22 protein-coding genes are annotated in these 18,501 nt (G+C 42.6%); 17 read left to right on the plus strand and 5 right to left on the minus strand.

Annotation, left to right across the window (positions count from 1 at the left end; genetic code table 11):
- Positions 1-33: 33 nt before the first annotated feature.
- The 5 genes from rpmI (at position 34) to V6M43_RS10810 (ending at position 4,081) form a co-directional block, all read left to right on the plus strand.
- Entirely contained in the window at positions 34-234 is a 201-nt protein-coding gene (gene rpmI / locus V6M43_RS10790; protein ID WP_039129490.1) for a 50S ribosomal protein L35, read from the plus strand.
- A gap of 33 nt (positions 235-267) precedes the next feature.
- Entirely contained in the window at positions 268-612 is a 345-nt protein-coding gene (gene rplT, locus V6M43_RS10795) for a 50S ribosomal protein L20 (protein ID WP_039129487.1), read from the plus strand.
- Positions 613-794: 182 nt separating this feature from the next.
- A complete protein-coding gene (locus V6M43_RS10800) occupies positions 795-2,198 on the plus strand; it encodes an arginine decarboxylase (RefSeq protein ID WP_332735116.1) in 1,404 nt (467 codons plus the stop codon).
- Positions 2,199-2,299: 101 nt separating this feature from the next.
- Complete coding sequence (locus V6M43_RS10805; protein ID WP_332735118.1) at positions 2,300-3,172, plus strand: DUF6089 family protein; 873 nt, start codon at positions 2,300-2,302, stop codon at positions 3,170-3,172.
- A 9-nt stretch (positions 3,173-3,181) separates the two neighbouring features.
- The gene (locus V6M43_RS10810) at positions 3,182-4,081 is read left to right on the plus strand and encodes a TraB/GumN family protein (RefSeq protein ID WP_332735119.1); all 900 of its coding nucleotides are present in this window, start codon (positions 3,182-3,184) and stop codon (positions 4,079-4,081) included.
- Positions 4,082-4,171: 90 nt separating this feature from the next.
- Here V6M43_RS10810 and V6M43_RS10815 read toward each other — a convergent pair whose 3' ends face one another.
- Positions 4,172-4,588: a nucleoside-diphosphate kinase gene (locus V6M43_RS10815; RefSeq protein ID WP_039129479.1), complete on the minus strand. Its 417-nt coding sequence runs from the start codon at positions 4,586-4,588 to the stop codon at positions 4,172-4,174.
- Between the two features lie 59 nt (positions 4,589-4,647).
- On the opposite strand from V6M43_RS10815, the gene V6M43_RS10820 reads away from it, so the two are divergent.
- Entirely contained in the window at positions 4,648-5,661 is a 1,014-nt protein-coding gene (locus V6M43_RS10820) for a DHH family phosphoesterase (RefSeq protein ID WP_332735122.1), read from the plus strand.
- A 3-nt stretch (positions 5,662-5,664) separates the two neighbouring features.
- Positions 5,665-6,603: an FKBP-type peptidyl-prolyl cis-trans isomerase gene (locus V6M43_RS10825; protein ID WP_332735124.1), complete on the plus strand. Its 939-nt coding sequence runs from the start codon at positions 5,665-5,667 to the stop codon at positions 6,601-6,603.
- Between the two features lie 197 nt (positions 6,604-6,800).
- On the opposite strand, the gene folP is transcribed toward V6M43_RS10825, so the two are convergent.
- Entirely contained in the window at positions 6,801-7,577 is a 777-nt protein-coding gene (folP, locus tag V6M43_RS10830; protein WP_332735125.1) for a dihydropteroate synthase, read from the minus strand.
- Between the two features lie 106 nt (positions 7,578-7,683).
- Here folP and V6M43_RS10835 point away from each other — a divergent pair, with 106 nt between their 5' ends.
- The 3 genes from V6M43_RS10835 to V6M43_RS10845 are packed head-to-tail and all read left to right on the plus strand — an operon-like array spanning position 7,684 to position 10,452.
- A complete protein-coding gene (locus tag V6M43_RS10835; RefSeq protein ID WP_332735126.1) occupies positions 7,684-8,229 on the plus strand; it encodes a DUF1599 domain-containing protein in 546 nt (181 codons plus the stop codon).
- 33 nt (positions 8,230-8,262) lie between these two features.
- Entirely contained in the window at positions 8,263-9,384 is a 1,122-nt protein-coding gene (locus V6M43_RS10840) for a BT_3928 family protein (protein ID WP_332735128.1), read from the plus strand.
- 27 nt (positions 9,385-9,411) lie between these two features.
- Positions 9,412-10,452: an ABC transporter permease gene (locus V6M43_RS10845; RefSeq protein WP_332735130.1), complete on the plus strand. Its 1,041-nt coding sequence runs from the start codon at positions 9,412-9,414 to the stop codon at positions 10,450-10,452.
- A gap of 8 nt (positions 10,453-10,460) precedes the next feature.
- On the opposite strand, the gene V6M43_RS10850 is transcribed toward V6M43_RS10845, so the two are convergent.
- Positions 10,461-10,742, minus strand: a complete 282-nt coding sequence (locus tag V6M43_RS10850; RefSeq protein ID WP_332735132.1) for a DUF721 domain-containing protein — start codon at positions 10,740-10,742, stop codon at positions 10,461-10,463.
- A gap of 402 nt (positions 10,743-11,144) precedes the next feature.
- Complete coding sequence (gene recF, locus V6M43_RS10855) at positions 11,145-12,284, minus strand: DNA replication/repair protein RecF (protein ID WP_332735134.1); 1,140 nt, start codon at positions 12,282-12,284, stop codon at positions 11,145-11,147.
- Between the two features lie 62 nt (positions 12,285-12,346).
- On the opposite strand from recF, the gene pdhA reads away from it, so the two are divergent.
- Genes pdhA through V6M43_RS10875 form a run of 4 tightly spaced genes read left to right on the plus strand, consistent with a single transcriptional unit; the run spans position 12,347 to position 15,286 of the window.
- Positions 12,347-13,342 (plus strand): pyruvate dehydrogenase (acetyl-transferring) E1 component subunit alpha, encoded by a 996-nt coding sequence (pdhA, locus tag V6M43_RS10860; RefSeq protein ID WP_332735136.1) that lies wholly within the window; start codon positions 12,347-12,349, stop codon positions 13,340-13,342.
- An 18-nt stretch (positions 13,343-13,360) separates the two neighbouring features.
- Entirely contained in the window at positions 13,361-14,044 is a 684-nt protein-coding gene (locus tag V6M43_RS10865) for a YfgM family protein (RefSeq protein ID WP_332735138.1), read from the plus strand.
- Positions 14,045-14,058: 14 nt separating this feature from the next.
- A complete protein-coding gene (gene ribH / locus V6M43_RS10870; RefSeq protein ID WP_039129454.1) occupies positions 14,059-14,559 on the plus strand; it encodes a 6,7-dimethyl-8-ribityllumazine synthase in 501 nt (166 codons plus the stop codon).
- Positions 14,560-14,563: 4 nt separating this feature from the next.
- The gene (locus V6M43_RS10875; RefSeq protein WP_332735140.1) at positions 14,564-15,286 is read left to right on the plus strand and encodes a (Fe-S)-binding protein; all 723 of its coding nucleotides are present in this window, start codon (positions 14,564-14,566) and stop codon (positions 15,284-15,286) included.
- Positions 15,287-15,301: 15 nt separating this feature from the next.
- Here the strand turns inward: V6M43_RS10875 and V6M43_RS10880 are convergent, their stop codons facing one another.
- Positions 15,302-15,874, minus strand: coding sequence for a fasciclin domain-containing protein (locus tag V6M43_RS10880; RefSeq protein ID WP_332735142.1), 573 nt, complete (start codon positions 15,872-15,874; stop codon positions 15,302-15,304).
- A 129-nt stretch (positions 15,875-16,003) separates the two neighbouring features.
- Here V6M43_RS10880 and V6M43_RS10885 point away from each other — a divergent pair, with 129 nt between their 5' ends.
- Genes V6M43_RS10885 through V6M43_RS10895 form a run of 3 tightly spaced genes read left to right on the plus strand, consistent with a single transcriptional unit; the run spans position 16,004 to position 18,460 of the window.
- Positions 16,004-16,417: an EVE domain-containing protein gene (locus V6M43_RS10885; RefSeq protein ID WP_332735144.1), complete on the plus strand. Its 414-nt coding sequence runs from the start codon at positions 16,004-16,006 to the stop codon at positions 16,415-16,417.
- A 2-nt stretch (positions 16,418-16,419) separates the two neighbouring features.
- Positions 16,420-17,109, plus strand: a complete 690-nt coding sequence (locus tag V6M43_RS10890) for an SIR2 family NAD-dependent protein deacylase (RefSeq protein WP_332735146.1) — start codon at positions 16,420-16,422, stop codon at positions 17,107-17,109.
- A gap of 58 nt (positions 17,110-17,167) precedes the next feature.
- The gene (locus tag V6M43_RS10895) at positions 17,168-18,460 is read left to right on the plus strand and encodes a hypothetical protein (protein WP_332735148.1); all 1,293 of its coding nucleotides are present in this window, start codon (positions 17,168-17,170) and stop codon (positions 18,458-18,460) included.
- The last annotated feature ends 41 nt before the right edge of the window (positions 18,461-18,501 follow it).

Consider the following 18,501-nt stretch of genomic DNA (forward strand, 5'->3'; position numbering starts at 1 on the left):
CGCCAGCAGGGCGTAACTATTTCAGTTATCAAGATGCCAAAGGTAAAAACCAATTCAAGCGCCAAGAAGCGCTTCAAGGTGACCGCTTCAGGAAAGATCACCCATCAGAAAGCGTTCAAACGTCACATTCTCACCAAAAAGTCAACCAAGCGTAAGCGCGGCATGCGTAAAGCAGGTGTTGTATCAAAACCAAACATGGATTTCGTTCAACGCCTCCTGGGTCTTAAGGGGTAAATCATTTAATCACAACTTAAAACTATTTAGCATATGCCACGTTCAGTAAACGCCGTTGCCTCAAGGGCACGCAGAAAAAGGATACTCAAGCAAGCCAAAGGATATTATGGCAAGCGTAAGAATGTATATACAGTTGCCAAGAATATTGTTGAAAAGGGTATGACCTACAGCTATGTTGGTCGTAAACTTAAGAAGCGCGAATACCGTGCTCTCTGGATCGCACGTATCAACGCAGCAGTTCGCGAAGAAGGCCTTACTTATTCTGTTTTCATCCACAAGCTGAATGAAAAAGGAATTGGTCTTGATCGTAAAGTTCTGGCCGACCTCGCCATGAACAATCCTGAGTCTTTCAAGGCGCTGATCGCTTCTGTAAAATAAGCAGATGATCGAAGCATCAACTCATATTACCGGCTTCCAACAGGGAGCCGGTTTTTTTATGCTTCTAACTATCCGCTCTAAGCACGATTATAGCCCTGAAATTTTGTTGGCGAATAATTCTGCATTTTATATAGGTTTGTAAGCTATTAATATATCACCCAACTAACCACGTGTACAACTAGATGAACAATACCTACTACGACCTGGTAGACCAAACCTTCAATTTTCCCCAGGAAGGATTTGAGGTAAAAGACAAATACCTGCAATATAATGGCCTCGATATAAAAGCGCTGATTGACAAGTATGGAACGCCCATGAAGCTGACCTATCTGCCTAAGATCGGCATGCAGATCAATAAGGCCAAGCAGATGTTTGCCAATGCTTTCAAGAAGCACAAATACGAGGGCGAATATTATTATTGTTATTGCACAAAGAGTTCTCATTTCTCTTTCGTTGTGGAAGAAGCGCTGAAACATAATATACACCTGGAAACTTCTTATGCATATGATATCGAGATCATTAAAAAACTCTATGCAAAGAAGAAGATCAATAAGGAAACTTTTATCATCTGTAATGGTTTCAAGCAAAAACCTTACACTAAGCGGATCGCAGGCCTGATAAATTCAGGCTTCAAAAATGTAATACCAGTACTTGATAATGTGAATGAACTGGATGATTACAGAAAAACCGTTCGCGCCCCTTTCAAGCTCGGTATAAGGGTAGCAGCAGAAGAGGAACCTTCCTTTCCATTTTATACCTCACGATTAGGCATACGCGCCAAAGATATCCTGGAGTTTTATGTTGACCAGATTGAAGGATATGAAAATAAGTTCCAGCTTAAGATGCTCCATATTTTCCTGAACAAGGGAATTAAAGATGATATCTATTACTGGTCTGAATTAAATAAGGTCATCAACCTTTATTGCCAGTTGAAAAAAATATGCCCTGAACTGGACAGTATTAACATTGGAGGTGGATTTCCAATCAAGCATTCTCTTGGATTTGATTATGACTACCAGTTCATGATTAATGAAATTGTCGGCAATATCAAGAGTGCCTGTAAAAAGGCCAAGGTTCCCCTGCCGAATATTTATACCGAGTTCGGCTCCTATACGGTAGGGGAGAGCATGGCGCATATCTATTCAGTGATTGCCCAAAAAACCCAGAATGAGCGCGAGATCTGGTACATGATCGATTCCTCTTTTATTACAACACTTCCCGATACCTGGGGTATTGGTGAACGATTTCTCCTGCTGCCCATTAATAAGTGGGATGAGGAATACCAACGGGTTGTTTTGGGAGGGATAACCTGCGACAGCCATGATTATTACGATTCAGAGGAACATATTAATGAAGTATTCCTCCCCAAGGTAAATGGGGGAGGAACAGAACCTTTATACCTGGGATTCTTCCATACAGGCGCCTACCAGGACCAGATCAGCGGTTATGGTGGTATCAAGCACTGCATGATTCCATCGCCCAAACATATCATTGTTGGGCACGATAAGAACGGAAAACTGGTAGATTGGGTTTATGCCAAGGAGCAGACGGCACAGAGTATGTTAAAAATACTCGGTTACAAATAAGCAGTTATGAAATCCCCTTAAAAAAGGGGATTTTTGTTTAAAGGATATCCTGCCAACTGTTTGGTTTAATTCTTGCGTAAGAACCATTACAATTTATTAAAATGAGGAAAATCATTGTGTTGCTGGTTGCGTTATTACCACTTACGGTAATGTCACAGCGCTGGCATATCACCGGATTTGGGGGAATTTCAAATTACCAGGGCGACTTCCAGGAAAAAAGACTCACTACCAACCAATCGCACGGTGCATTTGGACTCGGTGTTCAATATGATGTGAACGGTCATGTTTCTATCAGAAGCGGACTCGTTTATGGGAGAATAAGCGGTGATGACAAGCTAAATAAACAGGAAGATCTCAGGCTTCGAAACCTGAGTTTCAATTCGAGGTTACTGGAAGGGAACCTGATGGCGGAATTCAGATTGTTTGATCTGGATGAAAAAAGATTCACTCCATTTGTATTTGCAGGTCTTGGCGTTTTTGGATTTGATCCCTATACATATGACACGCTTGGACAAAAGCATTATCTCCAGCCCTTAAGTACAGAAGGGCAGGGGCTTAGCGCATATCCCGATCTCAAGCCTTATAAAAGAGTACAGCTCACACTTCCATTTGGTGCGGGACTACGATTCAGGGTAAACGAACAGGTGACACTTGGGTATGAGATCGGATTAAGAAAAACATTCACCGATTACCTCGATGACCTCAGCAAGCGATATGTTGACCAGGCGGTACTTTTGGCAGAAAGAGGCCCTAAGGCTGTTGAACTGGCTTACAGGAGTGGCGAACTAAAAGATGGCAATCCTGTTTATCCTGTTGAAGGAACCGTAAGAGGAGGAGAAGATGTAAAAGACTGGTATTATTTCCAGGGCATAACGATCGGTTTCAGGTTAGGAACAGGAAGTGGTGGAGGTGGTTCGCTTTTCAATCGCTCCAAAGGTGGAAAACAACTCGATTGTCCCCGTAACGTTTATTAGTAAAACAACATGCGTTTATACTTAGCCGTAATAACATTATTTCTATCAGGTTTTTCACTGAAAGCACAGCAGTCACCCGCTGCTCCTAAAACTTCATCCCTGTTATGGGAGATCAGCGGCAACGGGATGCAAACCCCTTCCTATTTGTTCGGCACCATGCATATCCTCTGTGCCCGCGATGCAGGATTGAGCGATAGTCTAAATCATGCGATCGATAAGTCTTCCCGTGTTTTTTTTGAGATCGATATGGATAATATGGGAGAGATGATGGGCATTTTCAAGTACATCAGGATGAAGGACGAAACCCGATTGAAGGACCTGATGACCGAAGAAGAATATAAGCGGGTAAAGGATTATTTCGCCGCAAACAGGTCAATACTACCATTATCTATGATGGAGCGATTTAAACCTTATTTTATTGCGGCAATGCTCAGTGAATCAAAAATGCCCTGCGAAACAAAGAATGGCATGGAAGAGGTGATCATGAAAGCGGTTAAAAAGCAAAAGAAGGAGATATCAGGATTGGAGACAATTGAGTTTCAGGCCAGCATTTTCGACAGTATTCCTTATTCGCAGCAGGCGCGTGAGTTGTTGCAGGCAATTGACAGCAGTGGTAAGGAAGATACTGTTACAGCAAAGATGCTTGAAGTATATCGTAGCCAGGACCTCGATGCAATTGAGAAGCTTACAAAGATGGAGGAGGGGGGATTAGGATCTTATATGGAGCTATTTTTATATGGCCGGAATAAGAAATGGATCCCTGAAATGGAAAAGGCAATGAAAAATGGAACGATTTTATTTGCTGTTGGAGCTGCCCACCTTCCAGGATACGAAGGAGTAATTAATCTTTTACGAAAAGCCGGCTATACATTAAGACCGATGCGTCATTCAGTAGCACAAACATTATAAAGAAACGATCGGTCTTAAAGATGAATCCGGTAAACCATGATCCTGAACGCCTGGCGTTTATAGATCATAGTTTACCGGATCTTTTTTTTATTAGAATTTCTCCAGACCGCTGAAAAAGAAGCTGCCTTCAATTGCTGCATTCTCATCGCTGTCGCTGCCATGAACGGCATTCTCTCCAACAGATGTTGCAAAGAGTTGCCTGATAGTTCCGGCTTCTGCCTTAGCAGGATCAGTAGCACCGATAAGCGTTCTGAAATCTGCTACAGCATTGTCTTTTTCAAGGATGGCTGCAACAACCACACCGCTGCTCATGAACTCAACGAGTTCGCCGAAGAATGGTCTTTCTTTGTGGATAGCATAGAATTCACCTGCTTTTTCTTCACTAAGCTTGGTCATTTTCATCGCCACAATGCGAAATCCTTCCTTGATAAAACGATCAAGAATGGCACCGGCATGACCGTTCTTCATGGCATCGGGCTTGATCATTGTAAATGTTCTGTTGCTCATATATAACTTGCTATTTGGGGCGCAAAGGTAGCCAAATTTCAGTACATTTGCCCCGCTTTATGCAGCCAATACACCATATTTTTTCCCAACTGGCAACTGTACGCAAGGTAGTTATCACTACCCACCAGAAGCCTGATCCTGATGCCATGGGTTCCTCCCTTGCGCTTTATCATTTCCTGAAACAGTTTGGACATGAGGTCACTGTTATCTCCCCAACAAACTGGGCCGCTTTTCTTGACTGGATGCCTGGCTCAGATAAGGTTCTGAACTTTGAGATAACCCGTGAAAAATCGGAGGCTATAATTATGGCAGCGGATTGGATATTCTGTCTCGATTTCAATATGCTCGCACGTACCAAAAGCCTGGCACCTATTATTGAAAAAGCTACTGCCACAAAAATTCTGATAGACCATCACCAGCAGCCGGCTATAGAGAGTTTCCATTTTGGTGCCAGCGATACCAGCAAGAGCAGCACCTGCGAAATGGTATTTGATTTTATTGTGGAAAGCGGTCATCCTGAACGGATCAATCTGGAAATTGCGGAATGTCTTTATGCTGGACTAATCGGTGACACGGGTTCATTCCGGTTTCCGGCAGCAACTGCCAATGTTCACCGCATGGTGGCCGAGTTGAAGGAAACAGGCTTACAGCATACAAAAGTCCATGAAAATATCTACGATAATTTCATGGAGAACAGGCTTCGGTTTATCGGCCATGTGCTCACAAACAGAATGGAGATCTCCTATGAATATAATACGGCATTGATTTATGTTCCGAAATCAGACCTTCTTCGGTACGATATTCGTACTGGAGATACAGAGGGACTGGTAAATTATCCCCTCAGTATTCAGGGGATCCGGATGGCAGCTATCGTAATTGACAGGGATGAGGAAAGAAAGTGGAGTTTCCGGAGCAAGGGTAATGTAGATGTCAATACCTTTGCCCGGCGCTTTTTTGAAGGAGGCGGCCATTTCAATGCAGCCGGTGGCAGGAGCAGTGCCCCTCTCGATGAAACAGTCCGGACCTTTAAAAAAGTATTAAAAGAAAACGCATCAGAATTTCAACTGACATAACAAATGACAAAGACCTCTTTATTTACAACAGCAATTGCGGCCCTTATGATGGCAGCCTGTGGTAGTGCCGACTACAGTAAAACAGCAAGCGGCATAACGTATAAGATCGTTGAAAAAGGCAGTGGCCCGCAGGTGAAAATCGGTCAGTTTCTGAAGGTTCATTATACACAGAAGCTTAATGATTCCATCATAGGAACTTCCCAGGGTGGGATGCCGGCTTTTGCCCGTGTTGACAGTATCGGACCCGTTTACAATCCAGCCGAGGTATTCCGGTTTGTGCATAAGGGAGACAGCGTGGTAGTGGTACAGGAAGTGGATACACTTCTCGTGAAAAATCCTGGTATGCCTCCATTTATGAAAAAGGGTGATAAGATGTACCTGAGTTTTCGTGTAGTTGATGTTTATGACAATGAACAGCAGGTGCAGGAACAACAGGATGCAGAAGCAAAAGGGCAGGAGGGGCGTGATAAAGCAATTCTTGATGAGTATCTCAAAAAGAATAATATCAATGCAACTAAAACTGGTCTGGGTACTTATGTAGTGGTTGAGAATGCCGGTACTGCCCCGATGGCTGATTCCGGAAAGTTCGTTTCCGTAAAATACCGCGGTAAGATCCTCTCTACCGGTAAAGAGTTTGAATCTACAATGGAGCCTGAAAAGGAGCCGATCGGATTTGTACTTGGCCAGGGCAGGGTTATCCCGGGATGGGATGAAGGTCTGAAACTGTTTGGTAAGGGTGGAAAAGGAACACTTTATATTCCAGGCTTCCTGGCATATGGAATGCGCCCGGGTCCGGGTGGACAACCAAATGAAGCACTTATTTTTGACGTTGAAATGGTAGATATCGCCAACCAGGCACCTGCTCCCAAGCAGAACCCAATGATGCCTCCGGTGGAGAATATGCCACAGGGTCATAGCAAGGACGATGGTCATAACCATTAAAATATTTACACCCGTTTCTTCTGGTATTGAAGAATTCGTAAAAAAAACCGCCTCAGAATTGAGGCGGTTTTTTTGTTGAGGCAAAGTCCTGAAAATAGGGACCAGATAGGGACCAGATAGGGACCCGGAGCAAGGATACTCATACGAGTGACGGCACCGTGACGGCACCGTGACGGTACCGTGACGGCACCGTAATTCTAATCTACACCCAACGATTGGACAAGTTTAATAGCTTCCATGGCCTCTTTCACATCATGCACACGCAAAATAGAAGCACCTTGCATTAACGCTATGATATTCATAACAGTGGTGCCGTTTAATGCCTCTGCCGGGGTGATGCCGAGCGTTTTATAAATAGTGGATTTGCGCGAAATACCCACCAGAATAGGGCAGGAAAGGACCTCCAATAGCTGCAACCTTCGCATCAGTTCGAAATTCTGAGAAATGTTCTTTGCAAACCCAAATCCCGGATCAATTACAAGATCCTTAATTCCGGCATCGTGGCATATCCTGATCCTTTCAATAAAATAATCGATCAGTTCAAGTGTAATGTTTTCATATGATGCCATCATCTGCATAGTTTGCGGTCTCCCCTTCATATGCATACAGATATAAGGGACTTCCAATGACGCTACCGTTGGAATCATATCGGCATCCAACAAACCACCACTCACATCATTTACTATACTCACTCCTTCATTAACTGCATTTCTGGCCACTTCATGATGAAAGCTGTCAATGGAAAAAAAAACATCCGGGAAATTTTTTGTTAGTTCAGGTAGTATGTTACTGACACGGCTCCATTCTGTGGATGCATCAATCCATTCACTATTGGGCGTGGTGCTCTGAGCTCCTATATCTAATATGGAAGCGCCTTCGTTAATCATTTTATCTGCCTGTTTGAGGACATCATCCAACTGCTGTTTCCTGCTGCCCGCGAAAAATGAATCGGGAGTGATATTGATGATACCCATTACAATGGGTTTACTTATAACAAGAAGCCGGCCTTTACAATTGAGCGTGAACATGGTAGTGAATCCTTACTTTTGAAGAATAAAGATGATTATTTTTCAAACAACTATGTCAGGTACTAATACCCAATACGAAAAAGTTATACAAAGCTGCCGCGATATATTCTTACATAAGACCCGCGATTACGGAACCTCCTGGCGGGTGTATCGACCCATCTCGATAGTTGATCAGATCTTCATTAAGGCCAAACGAATCAGAACTATCCAGGAAAATAAAAAGCAACTTATAGGGGATAGTATTCAATCAGAATTTATGGGGATACTGAATTATGCAGTGATAGGCCTCATACAACTTGAAATGGATAACTCAATAGGGGATGACCTTAGCGTGGAAGAAACTACTAAATGGTATGATATTCAGGTTAAACGCGCCAAAGACCTGATGGAGCAAAAGAATCATGATTATGGGGAAGCATGGCGCGACATGAGCCAGGAAAGTTTTACTGACCTGATACTCGCAAAACTTCTTCGGATCAAGCAGATTCTTGCCAATGATGGCCAAACACTTGTGAGTGAAGGTATAGATGCCAACTATCTTGATATCTTTAATTATGCTGCTTTCGCACTTATCCTTATGGATGAAGGAAAACATTGACTGACCAATTTGCAATAATTATTACACCAAAACATGAAAACAATTCTGACACTGAGCAGGTATATCGTAGGGATACTTTTCATTTTCTCCGGACTTGTAAAAGCCAATGACCCCCTTGGACTGAGTTATAAAATGCAGGAATTTTTTGAAGTGTGGGGATTACATGGATTAAATGATTTCACGCTTGCATTTTCCATACTCATGATCGCATTTGAAATCATTGCAGGCGTTGCTGTTATCATTGGCTGGCAAATGAGATTATTCAGCTGGTTGCTACTTTTACTGATTGTTTTTTTCACTTTTCTTACAGCATATGCACTTTTTTCCGGCAAGATCAAAAGTTGTGGTTGCTTTGGCGATTGTTTGCCGCTTACGGCAGCCCAGTCCTTTATGAAGGACCTGCTCCTGCTGGCACTTATAGGCCTGTTATTTGCCAACAGAAACAGGATACAAACTTCCATGGATACCCGAAGAAGCGTTCTGCTGCTTGGACTTACAACTCTTTTCAGTTTTGGCTTTCAATGGTATGTACTAAGACACCTTCCGGTAGTTGATTGTTTGCCTTATAAGAAAGGCAAACAGATTGCGGAACAAATGAAGATCCCCGCCGGCTCTATTCCTGATAGCACGGTCATTAGTTTTGTTTATAAAAAAGATGGGAAGGAGTTGGAGTTTACTGCTGATAAATTCCCCGCCGATTTTGATGAATCAACCTACAGTTTTGTAAAACGATATGATAAGGTGATCCGTAAGGGTAATGCAGAACCCCCTATTAAAGATTTTGTATTACTGGCCCCTTCAGGAAATGATACTACACAGGCACTGCTTGCCGAACCTGGTATAAAGCAGTGGTTATTTATTAAAGAAGTGAGGGAAGGTGACAGGGAATCTCTCACGGAAACAATCCGGCAAATGAAGGAGATCGCAGTTGCCAAAAATATGCCCTTGTTTATTATTACTCCTGCTGCAGAGCAGGTTATTGGATCATTAGGGTCAGTTCTGGATGGCGTTCTGGTTCTTCGCTCCGATGCAGTTGCGGTGAAAACAGCAGCCCGCCATTCGTCAACAATTTACCTGATAAACCAGGGGGTTATAGTAGATAAATGGTCATTACCGGATTCGGATAAGGCAATCCAGCAAATGCAGAAAATGTAAATCAACAAGAACTATTTATATATCCAATTGCGTTTCTTCAATAAACTCCTTTATAGCTTCCTGGTATTACTTGGTGTAGTAATACTTGTGTTTGTACTGTTCCAGGGATTTGGAGATCCATCTCGCCTGGTGATGGGACAAACAGGTGATGCATCAACGCGTGAGAACATACGACGCGACCTTCATCTCGATAAACCCAAATGGAAACAATTGGTATTCTACCTTAATGATATTTCGCCCATTGCTATTCATTCTGCAACTGATATTAAGAACAAAGAACTCCGGGGTTATTTTGTTGGTGGACAAACAAAAATCGGTATTAAAATCCCCTATCTCCGTAAATCGTACCAGAGCAGGAGAGAAGTAGGTGCAGTAATTATGGAAGCTTTACCAGGCACCATTATGCTTGCCACGGCGGCCATGTTATTAGCTACTATGGTTGGCATAACGCTGGGTGTAATTGCAGCTATCTACAAAGGTACATGGATAGATGCCGGCGCAATTTTTACCAGTATACTTGGTATTTCGGCACCTTCATTTTTTATGGCAATTGCTATCGCATACCTTTTTGGATTTGTATTGAACGAATATACAGGTCTGCATATGACAGGTTCCTGGTTTGACCTTGACACCAGCACGGGAAGGCCCTATCTCACACCCGCAAATCTTATTCTTCCCGCAATAACCCTTGGCATCAGGCCCCTGGCGATAATTGCGCAACTGACACGCGCATCCCTTCTTGATGTAATGGAACAAGACTATATAAGAACCGCAGTTGCAAAGGGATTGCCTAAAAGGATCGTTATATGGAAACATGCACTGCGGAATGCACTGAACCCGGTTATTACTGCTATTACAGGATGGTTTGCAGAATTGCTAGCTGGCGCTTTCTTCGTGGAATATATTTTTGGATGGAAGGGATTGGGAAAGCTAACTGTTGATGCCCTCGAAAAACTTGATTTCCCGGTTGTTATGGGTGCGGTGCTTGTTTCAGCCTGTTTTTTTGTAGTAGTGAATTTTTTAGCGGATATGCTTTATGGTTGGGTTGATCCGAGAGCGAGATTGTAGCAATTTGATTACTGGATTATAACTTCTTTAATTGTTTTTTCTCCCAGGGCCTGGTTCACCCGCTGGATAATATTTTCTTTCTGGTACATAAGTTCCTGCTTCAGGGGGGCTACGGTAGTTTTGATATATAATTTATCACCATAGATCTTGATGCTTTCTGTATACCGGGCAACTGTTTTACCCATTATGGATTCCCAAACATCTTCTATCTGAAGCGCCTGGATAGACCCTTTAAGCCTGCTTTTTTTAAGAAATTGCTGGATTGCATCCCCCAATGAATATTCTCCCATAATTCAAAGATAGGTGGTGTGTTGAAATATTATCATTTCTGACCCCGAAAGGCAAGACAATAACCCGTTTTGGCTATAATATGTTAAATGGACACAATGTGTTGGTTGTTGATGCAACCAAACTTTATATTTGCACTTCTTAATGGCGTACCTGAACATAAGGGCTGTAAACACACACATGAGTATCTGGTCCCGTTTTTAGATCCAATCCTTTTCACAAGTATTCCGTACCCGCCCCTATGGCCTTGAATCCACCCCTTGAAACCTATATCCGTATAATTTGAAGATTTCCTATTTTTAGGATCGCGTTAAATGTCCCGTTTTTATATCCATCCAATGCAGACCGGTGATCCGTACCCGACCCCCTATGACTCCCCCTATCCCTGACCGTATTTTTTTACTTTATTCCTTCTGGGTTTCGATTTCCTGGTAGGAGACTCCTAGTTGTTGAAAAATCCCTGCGATCCTTCCCTGGTGGGTGTCCGTAACAAACACCTGCCCATCATTTTGAATGCAAACCTCCTGCAATAAGTTGAGCATTCTTTTTTCATCCAGTTTCTCAAATACATCATCGAGCAAAAGCAATGGTGAGAATCCTTTGTATTGTTTTAGCATATTGAATTCTGCAAGCTTAAAAGCAAACAAAAGGCTTTTTCTCTGTCCCTGTGAGGCTGTTTGCCGGAAGGGCTTATCGCCCAGAATAATACCAATATCATCGCGGTGAATACCTGCATGTGTTCTCTGGGAATAAATATCGCGGTTCCGGTTTTGTTGCAATAATTCAGGAAAATCTAACTGGAGTAATGGGCTTTCATAGAAGAGTCTCAAATCATAATTTTCCCCCGCAATACTGCAATACCTGTTACGTACCAGTTCAAGCAGATCCTTAAGGAGCTCTTTTCGTTTTGTATGAACATAGGTTGCGGGAATGGCCATCTGCTGGTCAATTACTTCCAGCAGGTCGAACTGTTGCTGTCGGGTCTCAGCTATTTGCTTTAAAAGGCTGTTTCGTTGCTGCAGTAATTTATTGTATTGCATCAGTTGCAGGAGGTATTGATGATCTACCTGGCTGAAGAGTGCATCCATAAATCGTCTTCTTTCTTCACTACCATTGGTGATGATCTGAACGTCGTCGGGTGCAATCATTACCGCTGGAAAATTCCCAATATGGTCGGCCATTTTTTCACAGGGCTGTTCATTTACCCTGAATTCTTTTTTTCCTGTCTCCCTTAAAACAGCTGTGATCTGGAATGGATTCCCTTCGCGATCAAACCTGCCTTCCAGCCTGAATCCATGGGCTCCATGGTGTACGAGCAGGGCATCAGAGCGTTGAAAATAACTTTTAGTAAAGCATAGGAAATAGATAGCATCCAGTAAGTTGGTCTTGCCGCTGCCGTTACGCCCCGTGATTCCCACGATCCGATCGCTGAAGGACCAGGATTTTTGCAGGTAGTTTCTGAACTGGTATACTGATATGGATTCTATTGAAAACAAAGCGCTTGCAAGATAATTACCGGCTTCCATACTGCAATTAGTAATCATCTGTCAACTATCATCAATTAATTCCCATTTCCCTTATCTTTGCCCGTCTCAAAACTAATCAAGTGGCAACAAAATTTTCAAAGGAGACCTATCTCTACTGGTATGAGCTGATGCAGCTTATCCGCCAGTTTGAACTTAAGGCTGAAGAGAAATACAAAATGGAAGGCAAGATCCGTGGATTTTTCCATGCCTATGTAGGGCAGGAAGCCATTGCCGCAGGCTGTATGACCGCAACCAAGCCGGAAGATGCATTCATCACCGCTTATCGCGATCATGGGTTGGCACTTGCTAAGGGTATAAGTGCTAAAGCCTGTATGGCAGAATTGTACGGAAAGGCAACCGGATGCGCCAAAGGAAAGGGAGGAAGTATGCACTTCTTCGGAAAGGAAGAGCGATTTTTTGGTGGTCATGGTATTGTTGGTGCACAAATTGGTACCGGGGCAGGAATAGCATTCGCTGAAAAATATAAGGGAACAGATGCTGTTTGTCTTACATTCTTTGGAGATGGTGCCGCACGCCAGGGTATGCTTCATGAGACCTTTAACCTTGCGATGCTTTGGAAACTCCCGGTTATCTTCATCTGCGAGAATAATAATTACGCAATGGGAACTTCTGTAGAAAGAACTTCCAATGTTGTTGATATCTATAAGCTAGCCGATGCCTATGAAATGCCTGCTGATTCCATTGATGGAATGAGTGCTGAAGCAGTTCATGAGAGTATCGCTCGTGCAGTTAAGCGTGCCCGTGAGGGAGACGGACCAACCCTTATTGAGATCAAAACTTACCGTTATAAGGGGCACTCAATTTCAGATCCCCAGAAGTACCGTACCAAAGATGAAGTTGATGAATACAAGCAACGTGATCCTATCGAGCAGGTATTGAAATCAATCCTTGATAATAAATTTGCAACCCAGGAAGAGATTGATGCCATCAATAAGCGGGTGGAAGCACAAGTGGAAGAGTCTGTTACTTTCGCAGAAGAAAGTCCCTGGCCCGACGACAGTGAAGTGCTAAAAGACATTTATGTAGATCAGAACTATCCATTTATTGTTGACTAATTTTCATAACAAACCATCATGGCTGAAACTAAGAATACCCCTGTAGAAAACACAAGAACAATTGAAGCGGAAGATCGTATAACCGGTTTCTGGCAGAAAAATAGCCGGAACATTATAGTGGGACTGGCAGCAGTGATCATTGTTGCTGGTGGAGTTGCTGCCTATAAATATTTTATAGCCGGGCCTAAGCTGCAAAAATCAGATGAGGCAATTTTCCGTGCAGAGAATTATTTCAGGATGGACTCCCTGCAACTTGCATTAAACGGCGATGCCGTTAATCCGGGATTCCTGAAGATCATAGACAGGTATAGTGGAACTCCTGCTGCTAATCTTTCAAAATTTTATGCTGGAGCCAGTTACCTTAAATTGGGTGATTTTAAGAATGCCGAAAAATGGCTAAAGGATTTCTCCACTAATTCTGTGCAGGTAAATGCAAGGGCAAAAAGCCTGCTGGCTGATGCCTATGCTGAACAAGGCAAGAAAGAAGAAGCTGCATCGCTTTATGTTGAGGCTGCTAATGCCTTCGAAAAAGATGAGTTCAATGCTGCAGAATACCTTTTCAGGGCTGGATATTTGTATGAGAGCCTTGGTAAGAATAAAGAAGCCCTTGATGCATACAAGTCCATTAAGGAAAAATATCCACGCACCGAAAGAGGTTTTGAAATCGATAAATACCTTGCAAGATTGGGCGAAACGAATTAAAAATTAGAATCAGTATGGCTAGTACAGGCAGTACAGATCTATTAAAGATAGAGGCAGGCATCCTTCCGAAGGATGCCTGTATCGTTATAGTGAAAACCGATTGGAATGCAACTATAACCGGAGAACTTGAGGCAGGCTGCAGGAGGGTTTTTGCATCTAATGAGATCTCTCGTGTTGAAACGATTATTGTTCCCGGTGCCGTTGAAATAGGTTTTGGTATTCGTAGTTACTGGGAGGCGAAAAAATATTGGGATGACAGACCCCATGCGTTTATTGCACTGGGCTGTGTAATCAAAGGGGATACACCACATTTTGAGTTTGTTTGTAAAGCTGTTACAGACAGCGTGGTACAGCTTAACCTTACCTTACCCGTACCCGTTATTTTTGGCGTTTTAACAGTAAATACAAATGAGCAGGCACTTGAACGGATTGGTGGTATTCATGGCCATAAGGGAGAAGAAGCTGCACTCACTGCTCTAAAAATGATTGCCTTGCAGCGCAGTTTTAAAAAATAAGACTTTGAACGTACAGCTTTTTATACCTTGTTTTGTTGACCAATTGTTTCCGGAAACAGCTTTCAATATGGTGAAAGTGCTTGAAAAATTGGGCTGTACTGTTAGTTATAATGAAGAGCAGACATGTTGCGGACAGCCGGCCTTCAATGCTGGTTTCTGGGATGAGAGCAAAGTTGTGTGTGAGAAATTAGTGAGCGAAATGAAGGGGAGCGATGATTTTATTGTATCACCCAGCGCTTCCTGTGCTGGATTTATCAGAAATTATTATCCAAAGATTTTTGATAATGCCTCCATACATAATGAAGTAAAAGACATACGGTTACGTACATACGAATTCTCTGAATTTCTGGTTAATGTCCTCAAAGTGGAAAAACTAGGCGCAAGCCTTTCACTAAAGGCTACTTACCATGATTCCTGTGCCGCATTGCGCGAATGCAAAATCAAGGAGGAACCTAGAAAATTGCTTGCTAATGTTGCGGGATTAGAATTAATAGAGATGCAGGATGTTGAAACATGTTGTGGGTTTGGTGGCACCTTCGCTATTAAATATGAACCAATCTCCATCAGTATGGCCGACCAAAAAGTGAACAATGCATTACAAACAGGTGCAAGTGCAATTATATCAACAGATCTTTCCTGCCTGATGCACCTTGACGGATATATAAGGGAGAATAATATTCCCCTCACTACCATGCATATTGCCGATGTTCTGGCCAGTGGATGGTAGGGAGGGGAATGGTAATTATTTGCCTTTTGGTAAAGCAACCGCATCAATTACATGAATAACGCCATTGCTTTGGTTCACATCTGCAATGCTTACTGTAGAGATTCCGCCCATACCATCTTTAAGCATTACCTTGTTTCCCTTAACCATAGCTGTTAGGGTGCCGCCATTAACAGTACTAAGGGTTGCCGTACCATTTCCTTCTTTGATCATCTTTAAAAGGTCCTCAGCATTGATACGACCCTGAACAACATGGTAAGTGAGTACACTTGCCAGCATTGCCTTGTTCTCGGGTAACAAAAGCATATCAACTGTTCCTTTTGGCAATTTTTCGAATGCCTTGTTGGTAGGGGCGAATACGGTAAACGGGCCAGCGCTTTGAAGTGTCTCAACCAGACCCGCTGCCTTTACAGCTGCAACAAGTGTTGTATGGTCTTTTGAGTTCACTGCATTTTCAATAATGTTTTTTGATGGATACATAGGGGCTCCACCTACCATCACGGTCTTTTCTTTTGCCATGGTCTGAGCATGAGTAACATTCGTGAGAAATACTGCTGCAAGCATGCATGCGCTAAGACGGATCGTTCTCATAAAAATGATTTTTTTAATTATTGATTTATGGAGATACGCAGGGCATTAAACTTTAGATTGCATGATTTGTTATTTTTACCTGCTATAACCAAAGGGTGTTAAATTCAACCTGTACCTAAATCTGTATATATGTCTTACTGGTTAGTGAAATCCGAACCATTTAAATACAGCTGGGATCAATTTGTAAAGGATAAAATAACCCATTGGGATGGTGTCCGGAATTATGCAGCGCGCAATAATTTGCGCTCAATGAAGAAAGGAGAAAAAGTCCTTTTTTATCATAGTAATGAAGGCGTTGAAATTATCGGCATTGCACAGGTGGTTAAGGAAGCCTACCAGGATCCTACAACATCTGATGAGGCCTGGGTTGTGGTTGATCTGAAGCCGGTAAAACGGTTAAAGAAAACTGTTCCACTCACTATCATAAAATCGGATGCAAGATTGGCTTCCATGGCGTTGGTAAAACTAAGTCGCCTTAGTGTTCAGCCGGTAACTGAGGAAGAATGGGAAACAGTGATGGAATTGGCTAACGAGAAAAAATAAGCATGAAGAAGATCATTGTTCTGACTGGTGCCGGCATAAGTGCCGAGAGCGGATTGAAAACCTTTCGGGATAGTGATGGACTCTGGGAAGGCTATGATATTGAAGAGGTGGCAACACCCAGGGCATGGAGGCGTGATCCAAAACTGGTGCTTGAATTTTATAATATGCGCCGGCGAAACGTTCTTGAAGCAGTTCCCAATGCAGCACATAAAGCCCTTGCCGATCTTCAGAATGATTTTGATGTACATATTATCACACAAAATATAGATGACCTTCATGAAAGGGCGGGATCAAAAAAAGTATTGCACCTGCATGGTGAGATCCTGAGCATGAGAAGCGAACATGATCCATTCCTTGTAAGCCGGGTTTCTACCGATATGGAATTTGGAGCGCTTGCTCCTGATGGCTACGCATGGCGTCCTGATATAGTTTGGTTTGAAGAACCCGTTCCGGCAATAGGAAAGGCTGTACCGCTTGTAAAAGGCGCAGATATATTTATTGTTGTCGGAACTTCACTCCTTGTTTATCCTGCTGCAGGTTTGGTGGATTTTGCCCCTTATGATTGTCCGAAATTTATTGTCGATAAAAAGATACCCTCATCGGGTACAATTCACCATCTGGTAAAAATTGAGGCGCCTGCTTCAGAAGGGATCCCAATGCTCGCTGAAAAACTGAGAAACGGAGAGTTTTAATTTTTTCCTAACAGCAACACTGCTGTTTATAAGTTCTATTTGCAACATGAAACGGTACATGTCCGCATTGCTATTCACGATTTTTCATTCTATTTTACTTTCTGCACAAGATTTCCCTGCCTCCCTTAAAGCACTCAAATCCTTTGCAATAAATCATGCAGACACAGCATCCGTAGATAGTTTCGGACACTCTTTGTTTAGTTCTAAAGGCATTAATTATCTGGCGCCAGTGGTTGACAGGCTTATTAAGCCCGACTCCCTGAACAGGCAAAATCCTTTTCAGGCAGCTCTTGATATGGCCTTTATCAATGAATATAAAATGAGCTTGCGGTATGAACAAATGGGATATGATTCAATGCCCCTGGAGGCCTACAGGGATGCGGAAATTTATGTGGATACAGTGAAGACGGTAAGTTTTGATAATGCTGCCCGGTACATCTTATCCAGAACCGGACGCGAGAAGATTGTGATGATAAATGAAGTACCCTATAAGCCTCAGCACCGGGTCTTTGTGGCAAGCCTCTTAGATTCACTTTACCAACAGGGATTCCGATACCTGGCAATGGAGATAATCGGAAATGGGAGAGGAGAAGCTATATCTAAAATCAGTATGCTCAATGGATGGAAAGCTGCCCAACCAATTTCAGGAGAACTTATCCGAATGGCTATCGGCCTGGGGTTTAAAGTAATTCCTTATGAAGATCAAACCCCGGGAAAATATACACCTACAGGAAGGGCAGCCATGGAGGCACAGAAAATTGCCGATATTATAAGGAAAGACAGTTCTGCAAGGATACTTGTTTTATCAGGGATCACTTCCGCCAGTGAAAAATCCCTGGGTGAACAGAACTGGCCGATGGCCTACCAACTGAAACGCTTTACCGGGTATGACGCATTAACGATTGATCAAACTGAATTAACTGAAGGAAGTAATTTCGAATATGGAAGGTATTTCTATGAGAAGTTAGCTGATCGGATCCAGCTAAAGGAAGCAATGATAGCATTCAGGAAAGATATTCCGGTTTCATTACTGGACAATGATCATTATGATCTGCAGGTTATTCATCCTCGCACCGGTTCCATAAGGAATAGACCATCATGGATAGTTATGAATAATAACAGGAAAGAATTTGCTATCCGCCCTACTTTAAGAAATATGTTCATGGTGCAAGGTTATTACAGCAATGAATATTCCCCTGCTTCCCTACCTTTTCTGATTCCCGCCGACCAGACTATAAGCGCAGACATTGATGGATATTACTATCTCTATTTGAAACCCGGAATATACACATTAGTATATAGGGATATGAATTATCAGGTATTAAGTATTAAAGAAATAACAGTTATGTAATGGTTTCTCTTTATTTTTGAGAAACTAAATCAAACTGTCAT

This window comes from Flavihumibacter sp., assembly GCF_036676075.1.
GTDB lineage: Bacteria > Bacteroidota > Bacteroidia > Chitinophagales > Chitinophagaceae > Flavihumibacter.

Bases quoted from the DNA above. Each gene is read 5' to 3' on its own strand.
- rpmI (WP_039129490.1), top strand. From the start codon at position 34: ATGCCAAAGGTAAAAACCAATTCAAGCGCCAAGAAGCGCTTCAAGGTG.
- rplT (WP_039129487.1), top strand. From the start codon at position 268: ATGCCACGTTCAGTAAACGCCGTTGCCTCAAGGGCACGCAGAAAAAGG.
- V6M43_RS10800 (WP_332735116.1), top strand. From the start codon at position 795: ATGAACAATACCTACTACGACCTGGTAGACCAAACCTTCAATTTTCCC.
- V6M43_RS10805 (WP_332735118.1), top strand. From the start codon at position 2,300: ATGAGGAAAATCATTGTGTTGCTGGTTGCGTTATTACCACTTACGGTA.
- V6M43_RS10810 (WP_332735119.1), top strand. From the start codon at position 3,182: ATGCGTTTATACTTAGCCGTAATAACATTATTTCTATCAGGTTTTTCA.
- V6M43_RS10815 (WP_039129479.1), bottom strand. From the start codon at position 4,588: ATGAGCAACAGAACATTTACAATGATCAAGCCCGATGCCATGAAGAAC.
- V6M43_RS10820 (WP_332735122.1), top strand. From the start codon at position 4,648: ATGCAGCCAATACACCATATTTTTTCCCAACTGGCAACTGTACGCAAG.
- V6M43_RS10825 (WP_332735124.1), top strand. From the start codon at position 5,665: ATGACAAAGACCTCTTTATTTACAACAGCAATTGCGGCCCTTATGATG.
- folP (WP_332735125.1), bottom strand. From the start codon at position 7,577: ATGGGTATCATCAATATCACTCCCGATTCATTTTTCGCGGGCAGCAGG.
- V6M43_RS10835 (WP_332735126.1), top strand. From the start codon at position 7,684: ATGTCAGGTACTAATACCCAATACGAAAAAGTTATACAAAGCTGCCGC.
- V6M43_RS10840 (WP_332735128.1), top strand. From the start codon at position 8,263: ATGAAAACAATTCTGACACTGAGCAGGTATATCGTAGGGATACTTTTC.
- V6M43_RS10850 (WP_332735132.1), bottom strand. From the start codon at position 10,742: ATGGGAGAATATTCATTGGGGGATGCAATCCAGCAATTTCTTAAAAAA.
- recF (WP_332735134.1), bottom strand. From the start codon at position 12,284: ATGATTACTAATTGCAGTATGGAAGCCGGTAATTATCTTGCAAGCGCT.
- V6M43_RS10865 (WP_332735138.1), top strand. From the start codon at position 13,361: ATGGCTGAAACTAAGAATACCCCTGTAGAAAACACAAGAACAATTGAA.
- ribH (WP_039129454.1), top strand. From the start codon at position 14,059: ATGGCTAGTACAGGCAGTACAGATCTATTAAAGATAGAGGCAGGCATC.
- V6M43_RS10880 (WP_332735142.1), bottom strand. From the start codon at position 15,874: ATGAGAACGATCCGTCTTAGCGCATGCATGCTTGCAGCAGTATTTCTC.
- V6M43_RS10885 (WP_332735144.1), top strand. From the start codon at position 16,004: ATGTCTTACTGGTTAGTGAAATCCGAACCATTTAAATACAGCTGGGAT.
- V6M43_RS10890 (WP_332735146.1), top strand. From the start codon at position 16,420: ATGAAGAAGATCATTGTTCTGACTGGTGCCGGCATAAGTGCCGAGAGC.
- V6M43_RS10895 (WP_332735148.1), top strand. From the start codon at position 17,168: ATGTCCGCATTGCTATTCACGATTTTTCATTCTATTTTACTTTCTGCA.